General features: G+C 68.1%; 19 protein-coding genes. 11 read left to right on the top strand and 8 right to left on the bottom strand.

Annotated features, from left to right (window positions below):
* Window positions 1-35 precede the first annotated feature (35 nt).
* The 3 genes from nadB to ACGLHS_RS09050 form a co-directional block, all read right to left on the bottom strand.
* Entirely contained in the window at window positions 36-1,607 is a 1,572-nt protein-coding gene (nadB, locus tag ACGLHS_RS09060) for an L-aspartate oxidase (protein WP_394478904.1), read from the bottom strand.
* A 25-nt stretch (window positions 1,608-1,632) separates the two neighbouring features.
* Entirely contained in the window at window positions 1,633-2,469 is an 837-nt protein-coding gene (locus ACGLHS_RS09055; RefSeq protein WP_093238116.1) for a ScpA family protein, read from the bottom strand.
* Window positions 2,470-2,544: 75 nt separating this feature from the next.
* Window positions 2,545-2,751: a DUF3460 family protein gene (locus tag ACGLHS_RS09050; protein ID WP_093238117.1), complete on the bottom strand. Its 207-nt coding sequence runs from the start codon at window positions 2,749-2,751 to the stop codon at window positions 2,545-2,547.
* A 69-nt stretch (window positions 2,752-2,820) separates the two neighbouring features.
* Between ACGLHS_RS09050 and ACGLHS_RS09045 the strand changes: the two genes are divergently transcribed.
* A complete protein-coding gene (locus ACGLHS_RS09045; RefSeq protein WP_394479877.1) occupies window positions 2,821-3,297 on the top strand; it encodes an outer membrane protein assembly factor BamE in 477 nt (158 codons plus the stop codon).
* Between the two features lie 9 nt (window positions 3,298-3,306).
* Here the strand turns inward: ACGLHS_RS09045 and ACGLHS_RS09040 are convergent, their stop codons facing one another.
* Complete coding sequence (locus ACGLHS_RS09040; protein WP_394478901.1) at window positions 3,307-4,743, bottom strand: amidase; 1,437 nt, start codon at window positions 4,741-4,743, stop codon at window positions 3,307-3,309.
* 140 nt (window positions 4,744-4,883) lie between these two features.
* Here ACGLHS_RS09040 and ACGLHS_RS09035 point away from each other — a divergent pair, with 140 nt between their 5' ends.
* A complete protein-coding gene (locus ACGLHS_RS09035) occupies window positions 4,884-5,642 on the top strand; it encodes a LuxR C-terminal-related transcriptional regulator (RefSeq protein ID WP_394478899.1) in 759 nt (252 codons plus the stop codon).
* Window positions 5,643-5,652: 10 nt separating this feature from the next.
* Here the strand turns inward: ACGLHS_RS09035 and ACGLHS_RS09030 are convergent, their stop codons facing one another.
* On the bottom strand, window positions 5,653-7,293 hold the full coding sequence (locus ACGLHS_RS09030; protein ID WP_394478897.1) for a SulP family inorganic anion transporter: 1,641 nt from the start codon (window positions 7,291-7,293) through the stop codon (window positions 5,653-5,655).
* Between the two features lie 146 nt (window positions 7,294-7,439).
* On the opposite strand from ACGLHS_RS09030, the gene ACGLHS_RS09025 reads away from it, so the two are divergent.
* Window positions 7,440-9,158 carry an enoyl-CoA hydratase-related protein gene (locus ACGLHS_RS09025; protein WP_394478895.1) on the top strand — a complete coding sequence of 573 codons (1,719 nt, stop codon included), beginning with the start codon at window positions 7,440-7,442 and terminating at the stop codon, window positions 9,156-9,158.
* Between the two features lie 38 nt (window positions 9,159-9,196).
* On the opposite strand, the gene ACGLHS_RS09020 is transcribed toward ACGLHS_RS09025, so the two are convergent.
* Complete coding sequence (locus ACGLHS_RS09020; protein ID WP_394478893.1) at window positions 9,197-9,409, bottom strand: hypothetical protein; 213 nt, start codon at window positions 9,407-9,409, stop codon at window positions 9,197-9,199.
* A gap of 10 nt (window positions 9,410-9,419) precedes the next feature.
* Window positions 9,420-11,519 (bottom strand): methionine--tRNA ligase, encoded by a 2,100-nt coding sequence (metG, locus tag ACGLHS_RS09015; RefSeq protein WP_394478891.1) that lies wholly within the window; start codon window positions 11,517-11,519, stop codon window positions 9,420-9,422.
* Window positions 11,520-11,611: 92 nt separating this feature from the next.
* Here metG and ACGLHS_RS09010 point away from each other — a divergent pair, with 92 nt between their 5' ends.
* From ACGLHS_RS09010 to ACGLHS_RS08980, 7 genes are all read left to right on the top strand, one after another.
* The gene (locus ACGLHS_RS09010) at window positions 11,612-12,286 is read left to right on the top strand and encodes an LpxA family transferase (RefSeq protein WP_394478889.1); all 675 of its coding nucleotides are present in this window, start codon (window positions 11,612-11,614) and stop codon (window positions 12,284-12,286) included.
* Entirely contained in the window at window positions 12,283-12,636 is a 354-nt protein-coding gene (locus ACGLHS_RS09005; RefSeq protein WP_093238127.1) for a DUF4180 domain-containing protein, read from the top strand. The genes ACGLHS_RS09010 and ACGLHS_RS09005 overlap by 4 nt, the downstream gene beginning before the upstream one ends.
* A 113-nt stretch (window positions 12,637-12,749) precedes the next feature.
* Window positions 12,750-13,781, top strand: a complete 1,032-nt coding sequence (locus tag ACGLHS_RS09000) for an isocitrate/isopropylmalate dehydrogenase family protein (protein WP_093238128.1) — start codon at window positions 12,750-12,752, stop codon at window positions 13,779-13,781.
* Between the two features lie 39 nt (window positions 13,782-13,820).
* Window positions 13,821-14,522, top strand: coding sequence for a phosphodiester glycosidase family protein (locus ACGLHS_RS08995; protein ID WP_394478886.1), 702 nt, complete (start codon window positions 13,821-13,823; stop codon window positions 14,520-14,522).
* A gap of 57 nt (window positions 14,523-14,579) precedes the next feature.
* Entirely contained in the window at window positions 14,580-15,275 is a 696-nt protein-coding gene (locus ACGLHS_RS08990) for a YceH family protein (RefSeq protein ID WP_394478884.1), read from the top strand.
* Between the two features lie 43 nt (window positions 15,276-15,318).
* A complete protein-coding gene (locus ACGLHS_RS08985; RefSeq protein ID WP_394478882.1) occupies window positions 15,319-16,101 on the top strand; it encodes a phytanoyl-CoA dioxygenase in 783 nt (260 codons plus the stop codon).
* A gap of 98 nt (window positions 16,102-16,199) precedes the next feature.
* On the top strand, window positions 16,200-16,685 hold the full coding sequence (locus ACGLHS_RS08980; RefSeq protein WP_394478880.1) for a hypothetical protein: 486 nt from the start codon (window positions 16,200-16,202) through the stop codon (window positions 16,683-16,685).
* A 13-nt stretch (window positions 16,686-16,698) separates the two neighbouring features.
* Here ACGLHS_RS08980 and ACGLHS_RS08975 read toward each other — a convergent pair whose 3' ends face one another.
* Window positions 16,699-17,289, bottom strand: a complete 591-nt coding sequence (locus ACGLHS_RS08975; protein ID WP_176801044.1) for a TMEM175 family protein — start codon at window positions 17,287-17,289, stop codon at window positions 16,699-16,701.
* 135 nt (window positions 17,290-17,424) lie between these two features.
* Here ACGLHS_RS08975 and ACGLHS_RS08970 point away from each other — a divergent pair, with 135 nt between their 5' ends.
* A complete protein-coding gene (locus ACGLHS_RS08970) occupies window positions 17,425-18,627 on the top strand; it encodes a M20 aminoacylase family protein (protein WP_394478878.1) in 1,203 nt (400 codons plus the stop codon).
* Window positions 18,628-18,634: the final 7 nt, after the last annotated feature.

Genomic DNA, 18,634 nt, shown 5'->3' with positions numbered 1-18,634 from the left:
TCCTTGAGTGACAGAAGATGAAAGCGGGTGGGTCGTCAGCCGGCCGGAGGCACCAGGACGGTCGGTGCGGTGGGCTCGGCGAGCGAAGGGTAGTCGCGGCTGAAATGCAGCCCGCGGCTTTCGTGGCGTGCCTGGGCCGAGCGCACGATCAGCTCGGCCACCTGCACGAGGTTGCGCAACTCCAGCAGGTCGCGCGTGACGTGGAAGTTCGCATAGAACTCCTGGATCTCGGCCTGCAGCAGCGCAATGCGATGGCTCGCGCGCTCCAGCCGCTTGTTGGTGCGCACGATGCCGACGTAGTCCCACATGAAGCGGCGCAGCTCGTCCCAGTTGTGCGAGATGACGACGGACTCGTCGGCATCGGTGACGCGGCTGTCGTCCCATGCGGGCAGCGTGACGGTGCGATGTGCGGGCGCTTCGGCAATGGCCGTTGCGGCTGCGCGCGCGAACACCATGCACTCGACCAGCGAATTGCTGGCCAGCCGGTTGGCGCCGTGCAGGCCGGTACAGGCGGTTTCGCCGATGGCGTAGAGGCCCGGCACGTCGGTGCGGCCGGCGAGGTCGCTGAGCACGCCGCCGCAGGTGTAGTGCGCGGCAGGCACCACGGGAATCGGCTCGCGCGTGATGTCGATGCCCAGCTCGGCGCAGCGCGCCAGGATGTTGGGAAAGTGCTCTTTCAGGAACGCGGCGGGCTGGTGCGAGATGTCGAGGTACACGCAATCGAGGCCGTGCTTCTTCATCTCGAAGTCGATGGCGCGCGCCACCACGTCGCGCGGCGCGAGTTCGGCGCGCTCGTCGTGCTTCGGCATGAAGCGGGTCCCATCGGGGAGCTTCAACAGGCCGCCTTCACCGCGCACCGCTTCGCTGATCAGGAAGGACTTGGCATGCGGGTGGTACAGGCAGGTCGGGTGGAACTGGATGAACTCCATGTTCGACACCCGGCAGCCCGCGCGCCATGCCGCGGCAATGCCGTCGCCAGTGGCCGTGTCGGGGTTGGTGGTGTACAGGTACACCTTGCCCGCGCCGCCCGTTGCCAGGATGGTGTGCGGTGCGCGGAAGGCCTGCACCTCGTCGGTGGCATCGTCCAGCGCGTAGAGGCCCAGGCAGGCCGGGTCATGAAGGCCGAGCTTGGTGCCGGTGACCAGGTCGACCAGCGTGTGGTGCTCGAAGAGCGTGATGTTCGGCGTGCGGCGCACGCGCTCGATCAGCACCTGCTGCACGGCCGCGCCGGTGGCGTCGGTCACGTGCACGATGCGGCGCTGGCTGTGGCCGCCTTCGCGCGTCAGGTGCAGATCGCCGCCTTCTTCGGAAAACGGCACGCCCAGCTCGCGCAGCCAGCCGATGGCTTCGGGCGCATGCTCGACCACGAAGCGCGTGGCCTCGGGATCGCACAGGCCCGCACCGGCCACCAGCGTGTCTTCGACGTGGGCGTCGAAGCTGTCGCCCGCCGCCAGCACCGCGGCAATGCCGCCCTGCGCCCAGGCGCTGGAGCCGTCGTTCAGCGCGCGCTTGGTCAGCACCGCCACGCGGTGCGTGGGGGCCAGGTGCAGCGCGGCGGAGAGGCCGGCGAGGCCGCTGCCGACGATGAGGACGTCGAAGTCGTGCACGGCGGAATTCTCTGAATGGGGGTGGTCAGGCCGGCGAGTACGCCAGCCGCACGTAGATCGGCGCGAAGGCTTCCGCCTGCGTGATGTCGATCAGCGTTTCCTTGGCCAATTCGAGCATCGCGATGAAGGTGACGATCAGCACCGGCGCGCCGCGCGACACGTCGAACAGCTTCTCGAACTCCACGAAGCGCTGCCCCTGAAGGTGGCGCAGCACGATGCTCATGTGCTCGCGCACGTTGAGCTCTTCGCGCGAGATCTTGTGGTGCTGCACGAGCTTGGCGCGCTTCATGATGTCGGCCCAGGCGTCGCGCAGCTCGATCACGTTCACGTCGGGAAAGCGCGGCTTGAGCGACTGCTCGATGTAGACCTGCCCCTTCCAGAAGTCGCGGCCGTAGGTCGGCATGGCGCTGATGGCGGCGGCCTGCAGCTTGGTCTGCTCGTATTCGAGCAGGCGGCGAACGAGTTCGGCGCGCGGGTCTTCGGCTTCTTCGCCGTCGGCCACCTTCTTGGGCGGCAGCAGCATGCGCGACTTGATCTCGATCAGCATCGCGGCCATCAGCAGGTACTCGGCCGCCAGTTCGAGGTTCGTCTGGCGGATCTCGTCGACGTAGCTCAGGTACTGGCGCGTGAGCCCCGCCATCGGGATGTCGAGGATGTTGAAGTTCTGCTTGCGGATCAGGTAGAGCAGCAAGTCCAGCGGGCCTTCGAAGGCCTCCAGGAACACCTGCAACGCCTCGGGCGGGATGTACAGGTCCTTCGGCATCGCGAACAGCGGCTCGCCATAGAGCCTCGCGAGCGCGACCTGGTCGACCACATCGGGCATGTCGACCACCAATGCGCCGTTGTCCTCGTCTCCGATCATCGGGCGGTCGCTATCATTTAAATAGCGACTTGCGCAATGCGGGCGGGCGTCAGATGCCGATTCGGCATTGCCGGATTACTTGGCTTGGGTCTGGTAGACGTACGGCTGCTGCGGCACGCGGGCTTCGCTGTATTCCTCGAGCAGGCTGCGGTCGAGGTGCTTGTCCCACAGCAGGGCGCGGCCGGCGCGCTGTTCGGCTTCCAGCGTCGGCTTCTTTTCTTTCATCTCCTCGATGAAATTGGTGATCTCGGAAGAGTAGTGGGGGCGGCGGAAGATGGACATAGACTGGACCTTTATGGCGCGAATTTTACCGGGGACGGCATGAGGCAACGGCGACTGTGGCAGATCGGCATGGCAATGGGGCTTTTGGCGGGGGCGATCGGCCTCGCGGGCTGCGACCGCCAGAACATCAGCGAGCTGGAGGAAGGCGTGTCGACCGAGGCCGATGTGCGTGCCCGGTTCGGCGAACCCGAGAACGTCTGGGACGCCCCGAACAGCGGCCGCATCTTCGAGTACAACCGCCAGCCCCAGGGCCAGAAGAACTACATGATCACCATCGGCGCCGACGGCAAGATGGCCGCGCTGCGCCAGGTGCTTACGCCCGAGAACTTCGCCAAGGTGCAGCCCGGCATGCCGATGGAAAGCCTGCGCAAGCTGCTCGGCAAGCCGGCGAAGGTCACGCCTTACGCGCTCAAGCGCGAGACCGAATGGGAATGGCGCTGGGTGCAGCCGCCGAATTCGCCGATGGTGTTCACCGCCACGCTGAACGACGACCAGCACGTGCTGCGCAGCGGGTCGTCGCCCGACCGGGGCACCGAAGCGCCCTGAGCGCGGTGCCTACAGCGCCGCCGCGTGCAGCGCCGGGCGCCGCGCGGCCCAGGGCATGGCCTGCTCGAGCTGCGCGGCGAGCTGCAGCAGCGTGGCCTCGTCGCCCATGGGCGCCATGCATTGCACGCCGATCGGCAGGTCGCCGGCCATCCCCAGGGGCAGCGAGATCGCCGGCTGGCCGGTGAGGTTGGCCAGCGGCGTGAAGGTCGCGTAGTCGAACAGGTGGTCGAAGTAACCCTGTGCATCGCGCGCGGGGTCGTCCTGGTCGAGGTAGCCCAGCGCCACGGGTGGGGTGCGCATCGTCGGCGTGAGCAGGACGTCGTACTGCGCGAAGAAGGGCGCCACTTCGCGCGAGACCGCATTCATCTGCGCGAGCGCCAGTTCCAGGTCGAGCGCGCTCAGGCGCAGCCCGTGCTCGGCGGTGGCGCGGGTGCAGGCCTGCACCTGGCCCAGCGCCTTCTCCAGCGGCATCTGCAGCGCCTGCGCCACGCCCGCCACGCCGGCCGCCAGCAACGAAGACCAGAAGGTGCGCGTGGCCGAGAAGAAGGCCTCGTGCGCATACGACGGCGTCGCCCATTCCACGACATGCCCGAGACCGGCGAGCGTGCGCGCCGTCGCCTCCACCGCGTCGACGCAGGGTTGCGCCGCCGGCTGCGTGCCCGGGAACTGCGTGCTCACCGCGATGCGCAGCCGGCGCGGTGCCGACCGGATGGCCTGTGCGTAGGGCTGCGCGGGCGCGGCCGTCAGGAACGGATCGCCCAGCTCGGGGCCGTGCATGAGGTCGAGCGCGGCGGCGGCGTCGCGCACGGTGCGGCAGACCACGCCCTCCATGCCCAGGCCCATCAGTGGCTGGCCGTAGCCCGGGCCGGCACTGATGCGGCCGCGGCTGGACTTCAGCCCGATCAGGCCACAGGCAGCGGCGGGCACGCGGATCGAACCGCCGCCGTCGTTGGCGTGCGCCATGGGCACGATGCCGGCGGCAACCGCCGCGGCCGAGCCCCCGCTGGAGCCGCCCGCGCTGTACGCCAGGTTCCACGGGTTGCGCGTCGCGCCGCCGAGGGCGCTCTCGGTGGTGGCGTTGAAGCCGAGTTCCGGGGTCCAGGTGCGCCCCAGCGTGGCCAGGCCGGCGCGGCGAAAGCGCGCCATCAACGCGCTGTCTGCGGCAGCCGGCAGCCCGTCGCCGAACAGCCGGCTGCCGGCCTGGCAGCGCACGCCCTCGGCCTGCAGCACCAGGTCCTTGATGAGGAAGGGCACGCCGCCCAGCGGACCCTGTGCGTCGTGCGACAGAGGGGCGTCGAAAAGCTCGGCCATGGCGTTGATGCGCGGGTTGAGCGCGGTCGCCGCCTGGCGCGCGCACTGCTGCGCTTCGGCGGCGCTGATGTCCTTGCGGCGGATGCATTCGGCCAGCCCGGTGGCGTCGAGGCGGCTGTAGTCGGCGAGGTTCATGGCAACGGTGTCCTGTTCGTGTGTGATGTGGGAACGCCGTGCAGCGTAGGGTGGGGTGTCCGGCAACGGCAGTCGTTCAGATGAACGATGCGGGAATCTCCGCAATCCTCGCGAGCGGGCGGCCCCTAAGATCGCGCCGCATGGCGCACAGCAGTTCTTCTTCGGAGTCGTGCATTCCGGCCGCACAGCTCGGCGCGTTGCTGCTCGATCTGTATCCACGGGCCGCCGCGCCCGAGGCATCGGCCGCCGGCGGGTTGCTGGACTGGCTGGCCGGCCACATTGCGTTCGACGCCGCCTGGTTCGGCCGCTCGGTGTTCGCCGCCGGACGGCTCGAGCCGCGAGACGGCCACACCCGCGGGCTGGCGCCGGATTTCGTGGCCGACTGGTGCCGTGTACGCCACCTCGATCCGATGGTGGCCGCGGTGATGGCACGACCGGGCCATGGCATGGCGATGGCGTCGCACGAGCTGCCGCCGATGGGGGCGCTGCGCGCCTTCGCTTCGGACCATCGCCTCGACCGGGTGCTCAGCGTGATGCTGCATGCGCCCGATTCGCCGTGGTGGACGCACCTGTCGCTGTACGGCCGCGAAGCCGCGAGCTTCGGCGCGCGCGAACACGCGCTGCTGGAGTTGCTGATGCCTCACCTGGTTTCGGCGCAGGCGCTGCGGCTGCGGGAGGCGCCGGCGCCCGGCGTATCGGCCCTGGCGGTGCTGAGCCGTCGCGAGGCCGAGGTGGCCCGCCTGTTCGGCGAGGGCCACAGCTACAAGATGGTGGCCCGCAGGCTCGACAGTTCCCCGGCGACGGTGCGTCACCACCTGCGGCAGGTGTACGCCAAGCTCGGCGTCACGAGCAAGGTGCAGATGGCGCGGCTCGTGTGCGGCGAGGCCGCGCAGGCCTGACGAGCCCCGCCTAGGGAGTCGTTGCCGGCCGGCCCGAGGTCAGCTCCTCGGCAAAGCCCGAGCGCTCGATCACCTCGCGCGGCTGTGGCTGCAGCGACTCGATGCGCAGCAGCCCGTCGCGTGCCAGCACCGCCCGGTGCAACTGCCGCAGCGCGTCGATGCCGGTGGCGTCGAGGTAGATGAGGTGCGTGGCGTCCAGCACCACCGTCATGCCGCGTGGTGCGCGCTCGGCTGCATTCACCGCCTCGTCGAGCTTGGCGGCCGCACCGAAGAACAGCGCGCCGTAGATGCGGTAGGTCAGCACCGGCGGCTGCAGCGTCACCAGCTCGACGCTGAAGAGGCCGCTCATGCGCCGGATGAACAGCACGCATGCCAGCACGATGCCCGCCTGCACCGCCACCGTCAGGTCGAACACCACGGTCAGGAAGAAAGTGCCCAGCATCAGCAGCCGGTAGTGCCGGCTGAAGTGGCGCAGATGCCCCGGCGTGAGCTCGCGCCACTCGCCCATGTTCAGCCCCACGAACACCAGGATGCCGGCCAGCACCGCCAGCGGCACGTGGCGCGCGAGCGGCGCCGCCAGCAACACCACGACCAGCAGCGTGAGCGCATGCACGATGCCCGCGATCGGCGAGTTGCCGCCCGAGCGGATGTTGGTCACGGTGCGCGCGATGGTGCCGGTGGCCGGCATGCCGCCGAAGAAGGGTGTGACGATGTTCGCGATGCCCTGTGCCATCAGCTCCTGGTTCGGGTCGTGGCGCGGCTGGCCGCTGATCTGGTCCGACACGCGCGCGCACAGCAGCGACTCGATGGCGCCGAGCAGCGCGAGGGTCAGCGTCGGCGTCACGAGCTGCTTGACCGTCTCCCAGGAAAAATCGGGCAGCGCAAAGGCCGGCGCGCCTTCGGGAATGCCGCCGAAGCGCGTGCCGATGGTTTCCACCGGCAGCGCGAAACCGTACGACACCAGCGTGAGCGTGACCAGCGCGACGATCGGGCCCGGCACGCGCATGCCCATCTGCACCACGCGCGCCCGCAAAAACGGGGCTTTCATGCGAGGCAGCCGCCGCCATAGCATCAACCCGGCTACGCAGGCCACGCCGAGTGCGAAGGCATACGGGTTGAAGGTGCCGATCTGCAGCGCCATGGCGTGCAGCTGCGAGAACACGTCGGCCGGCATCTTCGCCACCGACAGCCCCAGCAGGTCCTTGAGCTGCGACAGCAGGATCAGCACCGCGATGCCGTTGGTGAAACCCACCACGATCGACAGCGGCACGAAGCGCACCAGCCGCCCCAGCCCGAACAGCCCCGATGCGAACAGCAGCACGCCCGCGCAGGCGGTCGAGATCAGCAGGTTCGCCACACCATAGCGCTCGACGATGCCGTAGACGATCACGATGAAGGCGCCGGCCGGCCCGCCGATCTGTACCGCCGAGCCGCCCAGCAGCGAGATCAGGAAGCCCGCGATGATCGCCGTCCAGATGCCGGCCTCGGGCTTGAGCCCCGACGCGATGGCAAAGGCCATCGCCAGCGGCAGCGCCACGATGCCGACCGTGGCGCCCGCCCCCAGGTCCTTGAAAAAGCGTTCGCGGTTGTAACCCGCGAGCGCGTTCATCAGCCGTGGGCGAAAGCGGGTGATGTTCAGCGGCGACTGCATGGGCGGCCATTGTGGCCCGAGCACCTCGGCGCCTCTCTCAGGAACCCTTCATGTGAACTTTCGCCCGACTTATCCGAAAGGGTGGATACAGATACATTTTTCACATTAATTGACATTTAGACACCAACATTACCGAGGGCGTCCCGATGCACATCCTGCTTGTCGCAAGCGCGTTCAACAGCCTGACGCAACGGGTGCTGGCCGAACTCCAGGACCGCGGCCACACGGTCGGCGTGGAACTGGCCCTGGGCAACGACGATGCCTTGCGCGAAGCGGTGCGCCGGCATTCGCCCCGGCTCATCGTGGCGCCGATGCTGACCACCGCCATCCCCGAGGACATCTGGACTGCCCACACCTGCCTGATCGTGCATCCCGGCCCGCCGGGCGACCGGGGCCCTTCCTCGCTCGACTGGACGCTGCAGGGCGGCGTCGAGAGCTGGGGCGTGACGGTGCTTGAAGCCGTCGCCGAGATGGACGCGGGCGACGTCTGGGCCTGGTCGCCGCTGAAGGTGCCGCCGATGGCGGGCAAGAGCGATCTCTACCGTGGCGAAGTGGCCGATGCCGCCATCGACGCCGTGCTGCTTGCCGTCGAGCGCTTCGCCTCCGGCAAGTACAAGCCCAAGCGGCAGAAGGCGGCCGACCTCGCCGCCGGCTGGCGCCCCTTCCTGAAACAGGCCGAGCGCCGCATCGACTGGGCCACGCAATCGACCAAGTCGGTGCTGCGCCAGTTGCGCGCGGCCGATTCGCAACCCGGCGTGCTCGACGAGCTGCTGGGCGAGAAGTGGTACCTGCACGGCGGCCACCTCGAAGACGAATTGCGCGGCGCGCCCGGTGAACTGATCGCCTGCCGCGCCGGCGCCATCTGCCGTGCCACCGTCGACGGCGCGGTGTGGATTCCCCAACTGCGCCCGTGGCGCGAGCCCGGCTCGGCACTGCCCAGCTACAAGCTGTCGGCCGTCGAAGCGCTCGGCGACCTGCTGCCCTTCGAGGTGCCCGAAGTGCCGGTGCCCCTGCAGTTGCCCGCCGGCCGGCGCACCTGGACCGACATCCGCTACAGCGAGAACGGCGCCGTCGGCGTGTTGAACTTCTCTTTTCCCGGCGGCGCGATGAGCACCGTGCAATGCCGGCGCCTGCTGGAGGCCTACCGCTTCGCGAAGACAAGGCCGACCTCGGTGCTGGTGCTGGGCGGTGTGCGCGATTTCTTTTCCAACGGCATCCACCTGAACGTGATCGAGGCGGCCGACGATCCGGCCGAGGAGTCGTGGGCCAACATCCACGCCATGAACGACCTGGTCGAGGCGGTGCTCACCACCACCGACCGGCTCACCGTGGCGGCGCTCGGCGGCAATGCCGCGGCGGGTGGCGTGATGCTTGCGCTGGCGGCCGACGAGGTCTGGTGCCGCGATGGCGCGGTGCTCAACCCGCACTACACGCTGATGGGCCTGCACGGCTCCGAATACTGGACCTACACGCTGCCACGCCGCGTGGGCGAAAGCGAGGCGCAGCGCCTCACCCAGTCGGCCCTGCCCGTGAGCGCGAAGCGCGCCGTCGAACTCGGCATGGCCGAACGCGTGCTGCAGGTCGCGCCGGAAGAGCTGGGTGATGAAGTCGCCCGGCTGGCCGCGCAACTGGCCGCCTCGCCCAACCTGGCCGCGCGCATCGAAAAAAAGAAGGCGGCACGCGCGCAGGACGAATCGGTGAAGCCGCTGCAGCAGTACCGCGATGAAGAACTGGCGCACATGCGCCGCAATTTCTTCGACGCGAGCGAGCCGCACCGCGTGTTGCGGTCCGCGTTCGTGCGCAAGGAGAAGGCGCTGCACACGCCGCCGCACGTCGCCCGGTTGGGACTGGACCTCGGCGAATGAGCGACTGACCGACGGCGTGCCGGCCGGCAGGCCTGTGCTCAGTGGCTGTCGGGAATCACCGCATCGGCCGCTGCGCCCACGGCCTTGCCGGTGATGCGCGCGGTGCCGATGGCCGCATCGGCCGCCAGCCCGACCGCGCCGGCGCCCACGTCCACGGCGGTGGTCGCGACGGTCACCACCGCGCAGCCGCCAAGCATGGCCGCCGCGAGCGACAGGATCGCGGCCATCGACAGGAGCGAGCGGCGTTGCATGGCGTGATGCTCAGCGAACCCGCATGCCCGGCGTTGCGCCCGGCCACGGTTCGAGCACGTGGATGCCCGGGTTGGCTTTTTCGTCGCCATGGCTTGCGGCCAGCACCATGCCTTCGCTGACGCCGAACTTCATCTTGCGTGGCGCGAGGTTGGCGACCAGCACCGTGAGCTTGCCCACGAGCTGCTCGGGCTGGTAGGCCGAGGCGATGCCGCTGAACACGTTGCGGGTCTTGCCTTCGCCGGCATCGAGCGTCAGGCGCAGCAGCTTGGTCGAGCCTTCGACCTTCTCGCAGGCCACGATCTTCGCGATGCGCAGGTCGATCTTCGTGAAGTCGTCGATGGTGATGGTGGGCGCGATGGCTTCGCCGCCCGGCAGCGCATCCGTCGCGGCTTCCACGGCAGCGGCGGCCGCCACCGGTTCGGGCGCGTCGAACAGCTTGTCGACCTGCTTGGGGTCGGCGCGCTGCATCAGGTGCTTGTACTCGCCGATGGCATGGCCGGCCGGCAGCGACTGCGCGGCGTCGGCCCAGGCCAGGGGCGAAATCTTCAGGAAGGCCTCGACGTTCACCGCCAGCGCCGGCAGCACCGGCTTCAGGTACAGCGTGAGCAGGCGGAAGGCCTCGATGCACACGGTGCACACGTCGTGCAGGCGCGCCTCGGCGCCTTCCTTCTTGGCCAGCTCCCAGGGCTTGTTCTGGTCGACGTATTCGTTCACCTTGTCGGCCAGCGCCATCACCTCGCGCAATGCGCGGGCGTAGTCGCGGCCGTCGTACAGCGAATGCAGTTGCGACGATGCGTCGCGCAGCGCGAACAGCAGCGCATCGCCGTCGGCCGACACTTCGCCCAGCTGGCCGCCGAAGCGCTTGCCGATGAAGCCCGCCGCGCGGCTGGCGATGTTGATGTACTTGCCCACGAGGTCGCTGTTGACGCGCGCGACGAAGTCCTCGGGGTTGAAGTCGATGTCTTCGTTGCGGCCGTTGAGCTTGGCGGCGATGTAGTAGCGCAGCCATTCAGGGTCGAGGCCGATCGACAGGTACTTGAGCGGGTCGATGCCGGTGCCGCGGCTCTTGCTCATCTTCTCGCCGCTCACCGTCAGGTGGCCGTGCACGTACACCGCATCGGGCGCCTTGCGGCCACTGAAGTGCAGCATCGCGGGCCAGAAGAGCGTGTGGAAGGTGATGATGTCCTTGCCGATGAAGTGCACCTGCTCCAGGTCGGGGTCGGCCATGTACTCGGTGTACGAGATGCCGTCGCCGCCCAGTTCGATGCAGCGCTTGTCCAGCAGGTTCTTCAGCGAGGCGAGGTAGCCCACGGGCGCGTCGAGCCACACGTAGAAGTACTTGCCCGGTGCGTCGGGGATCTCGATGCCGAAGTAGGGCGCGTCGCGGCTGATGTCCCAGTCGCCCAGGCCGCCCTTGCCTTCGTCGTCCTTGTAGAGCCATTCGCGGATCTTGTTCTGTACTTCCGATTGAACGTGGCCGGGCGCGGCGGTCCATTCCTTCAGGTAGGCCTCGCAGCGCGGGTCAGAGAGCTTGAAGAAGAAGTGCTCCGAGCTGCGCAGTTCGGGCTTGGCGCCCGAGAGGGCCGAGTAGGGGTTGATCAGCTCGGTGGGCGCGTACACGGCGCCGCACACCTCGCAGTTGTCGCCGTACTGGTCCTTCGAGTGGCAGTTGGGGCACTCGCCCTTGATGAAGCGGTCGGCCAGGAACATGCCCTTTTCAGGGTCGTAGAACTGCTCGACGCTCTTGGTGCTGATGAGCCCGTTGGCACGCAGGTCGCGGTAGATGTCCTGCGCGAGCTGGTGGTTTTCTGGCGCGTCGGTCGAGTGCCAGTTGTCGAACGAGATGTAGTAGCCGTCCAGATACGGCTTGCGGCCTGCCGCGATCTCGGCCACGAAGGCCTGCGGCGTCACGCCGGCCTTGTCGGCCGCGATGGTGATGGCCGCGCCGTGCGCGTCGTCGGCGCACACGAAGTTGACGTCGGCGCCATTCATTCGCTGGTTCCGCACCCAGATGTCGGCCTGGATGTATTCCATCATGTGGCCGATATGGAACTTGCCGTTGGCATACGGCAGGGCGGTGGTAACGAAGAGCTTGCGCGGGGCGGACATCGGGGAGGGCGCTTTCGGGAGTGACGGACGGGAGAACCGGGCATTTTAGGTGGCCGCGTTCGTCCGTGGGTTTGGTGGCAGCATCAGCCCCCATGTCCTCACTGCCCCATGCCATCGAGCTTTCTGACTACATCGCCGGATTCGCCGCGTCGCCGCTGGCGCGCTGGGGGCATTGCCTCCCCTGGGAACTGCCCGCGCAGGCGGGTGCGATCGTGCGCGAACTGCTGGCCGCACTGCCCGCCGATGAGTACGCCATCGAAGGCGACATCGCCATCCACCGCAGCGCCCGCATCGAGCCCGGCGCCGTGCTCAAGGGGCCGTTGATCCTCGGTGCCGGCTGTTTCGTGGCCTCGGGCGCCTACCTGCGTGGCGGCAACTGGGTCGATGCAAACTGCAGCATCGGGCCGGGTGTGGAGCTGAAGTCGTCCTTCGTGTTCGCGGGCACGGCACTCGCGCATTTCAATTTCGTGGGCGATTCGGTGCTGGGCGCCGGCGTCAATCTCGAAGCCGGCAGCATCGTCTGCAACCACCGCAACGAACGGGCCGACAAGATCATTCAGGTGCGAAGCGGCGAGGGCGGCACGCTGCAGCCCACGGGCTGCGAGAAATTCGGCGCGCTGATGGGCGACGGCGTGCGCGTCGGCGCCAATGCGGTCATCGCGCCCGGCGCGCTGCTGGTGCCGGGGCATGTCGTGGGCCGCGCGGCGCTACTCGACCAGGAACAACAAGACGCGCAAGGGACGCGGGCCGGCAACATCGCACCATGAACCATTCACTTCTCCAACTCGGACCCGTCACCGTCGTCGAATGGACCTCGCCGCTGCAGGATGTGCGCGAGGCCACGGACCTCGTGAGCGCCGCGATAGAACACGACACCGACCGGCTGCTGCTCGATGCCGCCGTGCTGCCGCCGGCCTTCTTCGTGCTGCGCACGCGCTTCGCAGGCGAGTTTCTCGAAAAGCTGCAGACCTATAGGCTGCAGACCGCCGTCGTGCTGCCGCCCGATGCAGACCACGGCGAGCGCTTCGACGAATACCTGCGGGAAGCCCGGCGCGGGCGCTTTTGCCGCTTCTTCTCTTCGCGCGAAGAAGCCCTGGCCTGGCTGGCGCAGGAATGACCCTTTGGCGTGGTCGCGGCATCTGCTGAGCGTCAGAGGCCGGCGTTATTCTCCAGCCTTCGCGCCGGACCGGCCGCGACACCTCCTCCATCTGACGACAAGGGCGCCCTTCCATGACCACCCCCATTCCCGCAACCCTGATTCCAGGCGATGGCATCGGCCCTGAAATCGTCGACGCCACCCTGGCCGCGCTCGACGCGCTGAAGGCGCCCTTCGAGTGGGACCGGCAGATCGCCGGCCTTGGCGGCGTGGTCGCTGCGGGTGATCCGCTGCCCGCCGCCACGCTCGACAGCATCCGCCGCACCCGCCTGGCCCTGAAGGGCCCGCTGGAAACGCCTTCGGGCGGCGGCTACCGCTCGTCGAACGTGCGCCTGCGCGAAGAGTTCCAGCTGTACGCCAACCTGCGCCCCGCGCGCACCATCATTCCGGGCGGCCGCTTCGACAAGATCGACCTCGTGGTCGTGCGCGAAAACCTCGAAGGCCTCTACATCGGCCACGAGCACTACGTGCCCATCGACGGCGACCCGCACGCCGTGGCCATGGCCACCGGCATCAACACCCGCCAGGGCAGCCGTCGCCTGCTCGAATACGCCTTCGAGACGGCCGTGGCCACGGGCCGCAAGAAGGTCACGATCGTGCACAAGGCGAACATCATGAAGGCGCTCACGGGCATCTTCCTGGAGACCGGCCTCGACCTCTACGAGAAGAAGTACAAGGGCAAGTTCGAGCTCGACACGGTCATCATCGACGCCTGCGCGATGAAGCTGGTGCTCAACCCCTGGCAGTTCGACATGCTGGTCACCACTAACCTGTTCGGCGACATCCTGTCCGACCTCGTGGCAGGCCTGGTCGGTGGCCTGGGCATGGCGCCCGGCGCCAACATCGGCACCGACGCGGCGATCTTCGAGGCCGTGCACGGCTCGGCGCCCGACATCGCCGGCAAGGGCATCGCCAACCCGACCGCGCTGCTGCTGGCCGCCGCGCTCATGCTCGATCACGTCAAGCTGCCCGAGCTGGCCACGCGCCTGCGCACGGCCATCGACGAAACGCTGAACATCGACAAGGTCCGCACCGGCGACCTGGGCGGCACGGCGGGCACGGCGGCATTCACCAAGGCGCTGGTCAGCCGCATCAACGGCGGCTGATACGAAGAGACGAAGAGGCGCGGGGCTCGCACACGCTTCATGAGAAAGCTGCTGCTCGCGCTGGCCGTTCTCTTCGCGAGCCTCTCGTCTGCCGCGGCGGACCCGCGCTACACGGTGGTGAAGGTCGACCTTCGCACCGAGAAGCTCGAGCTGTTCCTGAACGACGAGGCCGGCGTCGCGTTCAAGCGCTTCGACCGGCTCGACGCCTGGCTGAAGGCACAGCACCGGCAGCTCGGCTTTGCCATGAACGCCGGCATGTACCACGCCGACTTTTCGCCCGTCGGCCTGCTGGTGCGCGATGGCCGCGAAGAGGCGCCGCTCAACCTGGACAGCGGCACCGGCAATTTCTTCCTCAAGCCCAACGGCGTGTTCTTCGTCTCGGATGCAGGGCCGCGCGTGGTCGAGTCGTCGGAGTACCCGGCGATGGCCAGGGGCGTGCGGCTGGCCACGCAATCGGGCCCGCTGCTGCTGCGCCACGGCGTGCTGCATCCGGCGCTCATCCCGAAGTCGGATTCGCGCAAGATTCGCAATGGCGTGGGCATCCTGGGGCATACCGCGGTCTTCGTCATCAGCGAGACGCCGGTGAACTTTTACGAGTTCGCGCTCTACTTTCGCGATGTGCTCCATTGCCGCGATGCCCTGTACCTGGACGGCACCGTCTCGGCCCTGCATTCGCCCGCGTTGCATCGCAGCGATTTCGTGCGCGAGCTCGGGCCGATACTGGCCGTGGTGTCGCCCTGAATCCGTCAGGCCTTCTTCTGCACTTTTAGCGTTTTCAATTTCGATCGTCGTCGAGCCATGTCCACCCCGCTGCCCATCCTGTCCCTTCTCGAAACCCGTGTCCTCGGCGTGCTGGCGGAAAAGCAGCGCACCGTGCCCGACAGCTACCCGCTCACGCTCAATTCGCTGGTGTCGGGCTGCAACCAGAAGACCAGCCGCAACCCCGTGCTCGAACTCACCGAGTCGCAGGTGCAGGCCGCCATCGACAGCCTGAAGGGCTACAGCCTTGTCGCCGAGACCAGCGGCGGCCGCGCGTTCCGCTACGAACACAACATTGACCGTGTGCTGCGCATCCCGTCGCAGTCGGTCATCCTGCTCACCGTGCTGATGCTGCGCGGCCCGCAGACGGCCGGCGAGCTGCGCATTGCCTGCGACCGCATGCACAACTTCGCCGACATCTCGTCGGTCGAAGGCTTCCTGAACGAACTGGCGGAGCGCCCGGCTGGTGCGCTGGCGGTGAAGCTGGCCCGCCTGCCCGGCGCGCGCGAGAGCCGCTGGGCGCACCTGCTCAGCGGTGCGCCGGCGGAAGAGGTTGCAGGGCCCACGGGTGCGTCGTCCGATGCACCCTATGCGGGATATGCGGCGCATGACGTGTCGCTCGGCGAGATGGCGGCGCTCAAAGCCAACGTGGCGCGGCTCGAAACCGAAGTGGCATCGCTGAAGGCCTTGCTGGGGCGCGTGTGTTCGGAGCTGGGGATTTCCGAAGCGGGCTGAAATGCTGCGCTTCAGGTTCCTTGCATAAGCGATGTCTGGCAACGTGGTTCTGAATGAAGCGCATGCGGATGCCTTCATCCGCGACGGCTTCCTGCGCATCGACAACGCGTTCCCTCGGGAACTGGCCGATCAGGCCCGGGCGATCCTCTGGCGCGACACCGGCTGCGACCCGCACGAACCGTCGACATGGACAAAGCCGGTCGTGCGCCTGGGCATGTATCCGCAGCCGCCCTTTGTCGCCGCCGCCAACACGCCGCTGCTGCACCGGGCCTTCGACCTGCTCGTGGGGGCAGGGCGGTGGCAGCCGTGCCGCGGCATGGGGACTTTCCCCGTGCGCTTTCCCTCGGCCGAAGACCCGGGCGACGCCGGCTGGCACATCGACGTGAGCTTCGGGCTGGAGAACCCCGACTTCATGGCATGGAGGGCCAACATCCATTCAAAAGGCCGGGCGCTGCTGATGCTGTTCCTGTTCTCGGATGTGGGTGACGACGACGCGCCGACGCGCATCCGCGTCGGCTCTCACTTCGACATTGCGCGAATGCTCGCGCCCGCCGGCGAGGAGGGCCTGTCGCTCGGGACGCTGGCGCGCAACGGTTTTGCCGAATCGGCCGGGCGGCCCGAGGTGTTGGCGACGGGGCTCACTGGCACGGTCTATCTCTGCCACCCGTTTCTCGTGCATTCGGCCCAGCCGCATCGCGGCACGCGGCCCCGCTTCATGGCGCAGCCGCCGCTGCTCCCCACGGGGTCGTTCGACCCGGGCCGTGCGGCGTCCGCGCTCAGCCCGGTCGAAGCAGCGATCCAGCAGGCGCTCGAGCAACAGACATGAACATCGGCGCGTGGCACTTCACACAGGCTTCACGCTGACCGCACACGCCGTCCCTAAGGTCGGACCCCATTGCAGACACCATCAATGGAGCACTGGCCATGGACAACGGACACATCGCGGCGTGGCGCGACCACATGCCCTTCGACGACATCTCCCGGCGCCTGCTCGCGGGGCTGGCCGCATTGGCCGGCATCGCGAGCCTCTATGCCCTGTTCTGGTGGGCCGCGTCGGCCACCGGGTTCTTCCTGTTCGACGGCTACCGCAACACGTGGCTCGGCCTGGGCACGGCGCTCGCGTTCCGGGACATGGACACGGTCTATTACCTGCTGAGCTGGGTCTTCTCGGTGTTCGGCGGACTGTTCGGCTGGGCCGCGCTGACCGGGTTCGCCTTCATGCATCGCCGTGGGTGGGACGCGGTGCCGGCCTGGATCAAGATCGGCTGCGCGGTCGGCACGGCCGCGGGGCTGGCGTTCGAGCCCGGCCGGCTGTTGGCGCTGGCGCCCATCGTCTGCGGGGTTGCGTTGCTGCTGCGTTCGATGCTGATACCGGCGGGCGCCGGCCTTTCTTCGTCGCAAGGCCGTTGAACCGGGCGGGCGCTCAGCCCGCAGGTGCGAAGCGCCGGTAGACCCGTACCACCAGTCCCGACGCGAAATTGAGCGCGAAGGCCCACAGCGCCCGTCCCGGGATCACGAAGCTCAACGCCATCGTGAGCAGGCAGGACGCGAGCAGCACCAGCAGCGACACGCGCCGTTCCAGCCAGTGCGCATCGCGCACCGGGTCGGGCAGCAGCGACATGAGCAGGAACGCGGTCAACGCGACCGCGCCGATGTTGGCGGCATAGATCACCGTCGCCGCGATGTGCGAGGTAAAGCGCCCCATCAGCACCGTCGAGAACGGAATCAGCGTCACCAGCAACAGGTAGACGAGGCTCCACTTGGCATAGCCGTGGCCCACCGTTTCGCCGCGCGAGCGGGCCTTGATGAGCGACAGCCAGCTCGCACCCAGCACATAGAAGCTCAGCAGGTACGGCAGGAACTTCGGGCTCAGCGCCCAGAGGGCACGCAGCAGCGACATCTCGTCAGCGCCCACCGCCGCGTCGTCGGGAATGCGCAGGTCCAGCACGAGGATCGTCATGCCCACGGCGAAGATGCCGTCGGTGAGCGCGTCGAGGCGGTTCTTGGGGTACATCGCGGTGGCGCTTTCGGCGTTGCCGGCGCGACATGCGGGCCGGCGGTCGGAAGAGGGTGGGCACACGCAAAAACGTTGCGTTGCGGAGGCCGATTTTGCGCGCCCGTACCACTGCATTGTCAATAGCATGGCGCCATGACACTCCTTGACGAACCCTTGCGAGGCCAGCTCACCGGCTGGCGGCGACAACTGCATGCCATGCCCGAGACCGGCTTCGAGGAGGTGAAGACCTCGGCCTTCGTGATCGCTGTGCTGAAGGCGCTGGGGCTCGAAGTGCACACGGGCATCGGCGGTACCGGGCTGGTGGCGAACCTCAAGGTCGGCCAGGGCAAGGGCGTGATCGGCCTGCGCGCCGAGATGGACGCGCTGAACATCACCGAGGTGGCCGCGGGCCGCGCCTACGCCTCGGGCACGCCGGGCAAGATGCACGCCTGCGGCCACGATGGCCACATGACGATCATCCTCGGCGCGGCGCAACTGCTGCGCGAGCGCAAGGATTTCGACGGGACCGTTCGCTTCATCTTTCAGCCCGCCGAAGAGCACGGCCGCGGCGCCAGGGCGATGATGGACGACGGCCTGTTCGAGCGCTTCCCCGTTGACGAAATCTACGGCCTGCACAACATGCCCGGCCTGCGCGCGGGCACGATCGCCACGCGCGTGGGCGGCCTGATGGCGAGCGAGGACAACTTCGTCATCCACATCAAGGGCCGGGGCACGCATGCCGCGCGGCCGCACATGGGCATCGACCCCATCGTCATCGGCGCGCAGGTCGTGCTGGCGCTGCAGACCATCGTGTCGCGCACGCTCGACCCTGGCGCGCAGGCGGTGGTTTCGTGCACGGAGTTCATCACCGACGGCATCCGCAACGCGATTCCGTCGAATGTCGTCATCAAGGGCGACACGCGCAGCTACGACCCCGAGGTGCAGAAGATGCTGGCCACGCGCATGCGCGAGATCAGCGAAGGCATCTGCCGCATGCATGGCGCCGAATGCGAGTTCAGCTACACCCACGAGTTCGAGCCCACCGTGAACTGGGCCGAATGCGTGCCGACCGCGGTGGCCGCCGCGACGGCCATCGTGGGCGCGCAGAACGTCGATGCGAACGTGATGCCGATGATGGCGTCGGAAGACTTCGGCGCGTTCCTGAAGGTCGTACCGGGCGCCTTCGTGTTCCTGGGCAACGGGGCCGAAGGCGAGCCCGGCGGCACGCCGCTGCACAACGGCAGCTACGACTTCAACGACGCGGTGCTCGCGACGGGCGCGCGCTACTTCGCGGAAATCGTGCGCCTGCGTCTTGGCACGGCGCGCACGAACGGGCAGGCGGGTTCAGCGGGCTGAAGGCCGC

This window comes from Variovorax sp. VaC1, assembly GCF_043658315.1.
In the GTDB taxonomy this organism is placed as follows: Bacteria; Pseudomonadota; Gammaproteobacteria; order Burkholderiales; family Burkholderiaceae_C; genus Variovorax.
This window is presented reverse-complemented; position numbering and strand designations above follow the sequence as displayed.

Coding starts and splice junctions, on each gene's coding strand:
- ACGLHS_RS09055 (WP_093238116.1), bottom strand. CDS start 2,469: ATGATCGGAGACGAGGACAACGGCGCATTGGTGGTCGACATGCCCGAT.
- ACGLHS_RS09050 (WP_093238117.1), bottom strand. CDS start 2,751: ATGTCCATCTTCCGCCGCCCCCACTACTCTTCCGAGATCACCAATTTC.
- ACGLHS_RS09045 (WP_394479877.1), top strand. CDS start 2,821: ATGGCAATGGGGCTTTTGGCGGGGGCGATCGGCCTCGCGGGCTGCGAC.
- ACGLHS_RS09040 (WP_394478901.1), bottom strand. CDS start 4,743: ATGAACCTCGCCGACTACAGCCGCCTCGACGCCACCGGGCTGGCCGAA.
- ACGLHS_RS09035 (WP_394478899.1), top strand. CDS start 4,884: ATGGCGCACAGCAGTTCTTCTTCGGAGTCGTGCATTCCGGCCGCACAG.
- ACGLHS_RS09030 (WP_394478897.1), bottom strand. CDS start 7,293: ATGCAGTCGCCGCTGAACATCACCCGCTTTCGCCCACGGCTGATGAAC.
- ACGLHS_RS09025 (WP_394478895.1), top strand. CDS start 7,440: ATGCACATCCTGCTTGTCGCAAGCGCGTTCAACAGCCTGACGCAACGG.
- ACGLHS_RS09020 (WP_394478893.1), bottom strand. CDS start 9,409: ATGCAACGCCGCTCGCTCCTGTCGATGGCCGCGATCCTGTCGCTCGCG.
- metG (WP_394478891.1), bottom strand. CDS start 11,519: ATGTCCGCCCCGCGCAAGCTCTTCGTTACCACCGCCCTGCCGTATGCC.
- ACGLHS_RS09010 (WP_394478889.1), top strand. CDS start 11,612: ATGTCCTCACTGCCCCATGCCATCGAGCTTTCTGACTACATCGCCGGA.
- ACGLHS_RS09005 (WP_093238127.1), top strand. CDS start 12,283: ATGAACCATTCACTTCTCCAACTCGGACCCGTCACCGTCGTCGAATGG.
- ACGLHS_RS09000 (WP_093238128.1), top strand. CDS start 12,750: ATGACCACCCCCATTCCCGCAACCCTGATTCCAGGCGATGGCATCGGC.
- ACGLHS_RS08995 (WP_394478886.1), top strand. CDS start 13,821: ATGAGAAAGCTGCTGCTCGCGCTGGCCGTTCTCTTCGCGAGCCTCTCG.
- ACGLHS_RS08990 (WP_394478884.1), top strand. CDS start 14,580: ATGTCCACCCCGCTGCCCATCCTGTCCCTTCTCGAAACCCGTGTCCTC.
- ACGLHS_RS08980 (WP_394478880.1), top strand. CDS start 16,200: ATGGACAACGGACACATCGCGGCGTGGCGCGACCACATGCCCTTCGAC.
- ACGLHS_RS08975 (WP_176801044.1), bottom strand. CDS start 17,289: ATGTACCCCAAGAACCGCCTCGACGCGCTCACCGACGGCATCTTCGCC.
- ACGLHS_RS08970 (WP_394478878.1), top strand. CDS start 17,425: ATGACACTCCTTGACGAACCCTTGCGAGGCCAGCTCACCGGCTGGCGG.